The organism is Janthinobacterium sp. GW823-FHT06H09, from assembly GCF_058794735.1.
In genome coordinates, this window is record NZ_JBXAHC010000038.1 from 1 (window position 1) to 1314 (window position 1314).

The following is a 1314-nucleotide window of genomic DNA, read 5'->3' on the forward strand; positions in this document are numbered from 1 at the left end:
TGACCCGTCCTGGAATAAGTTGACACTTTTTCGTTACAGAGAAGGAGTGTCCGATGGAACAAGGGTTTCGACGCAGTCAGCGAGATTACAGCCTGGCTTTTAAATTGAGCGTTGTCGAGCAGGTTGAAAAAGGCGAGATGACGTACAAGCAGGCGCAAACGCGCTACGGAATACAGGGTCGGTCGACAGTTTTGGTATGGTGTCGCAAACACGGCCTGCAGGATTGGACGCATCCCAGGGGCCGAAGCCAACGGAGAGCGACTATGACAGACACACCAGCCAGGCCACTGACGCCAGAGCAGCGCATCAAGGAGCTGGAGCGTCAGCTCAAGGAAGAAAAACAGAAATCCGCGCTGTTCGAGGCGGTTCTCGACGTCCTGCGTGACGAATACGGGGTGCCGGTAAAAAAGCCTTTGGGCAGGTCATCGCGCGCAAGCAAGTCGAAGGATTAAGCGTCGAACGGGCCTGCCGCTGTGTCGGCATCAGCCGCCAAGCGTATTACCAGCGCCGTCAGCGCGAGCGACATTGCCTGGACAGGGCGCAAACTGTCGTCAAGCTGGTGCAGCCGATACGCCTGCGCCAGCCACGCATCGGCACGCGCAAGCTGCACAGCATGCTCGGCGCAGCCTTTTCCGGTGCAAAAATCAAATTGGGACGCGATGGACTCTTTGATATCTTGCGCCAGGAGCGGCTGCTGGTGCAACCACAGCGGGCCTATCATAAGACCACGAATAGCCATCACCGCTTCCGGCGCCATCCCAATTTACTCAAGGAGGGGCCGGGACAAGTGCTCGCCACGCGGCCGGAGCAGGTGTGGGTAGCCGATATCACGTATCTCCCGACCGCCGGAAAATGCGTCTATCTGAGCTTGGTAACGGATGCGTATTCGCGCAAGATCGTGGGCTATCACGTGCACGCAAGCCTGCAAACCGAAGAGGTCAGCGAGGCCTTGAAGATGGCCCTGCGAGCACGACAGCGCAAGACGCCGCTGATCCATCATTCAGACAGGGGCATCCAGTACTGCTCGACTTACTATCAAGAAATTCATCGTCGTCATGGACTGACTTGCTCCATGACCGACGGCTACGACTGCTATCAGAATGCGCTGGCCGAACGTATCAACGGCATTCTGAAAGGCGAGTTCTTGCTGAACCGACCTGCAGACCTGAAACAGGCGAGCAAAATGGTGGCGCAATCGGTGCGGATATACAACCAGGAACGACCACATACGGCCTTGAAGTACAAAACGCCCGATGCGGTGCATCGGGCGTTTGTGCAGCAATAAATACTGTCAACCTATTTTAGGACTGGACA

At 56.5% G+C, this 1314-nt stretch carries 1 protein-coding gene; it reads left to right on the forward strand.

Annotation, left to right across the window (positions count from 1 at the left end):
• Positions 1–53: 53 nt before the first annotated feature.
• A protein-coding gene (locus AC1Q6X_RS27770; RefSeq protein WP_265334727.1) for an IS3 family transposase occupies positions 54–1285 on the forward strand; the annotation gives its coding sequence in 2 pieces (ribosomal slippage) (positions 54–419 and positions 422–1285; 1230 coding nt in all).
• The last annotated feature ends 29 nt before the right edge of the window (positions 1286–1314 follow it).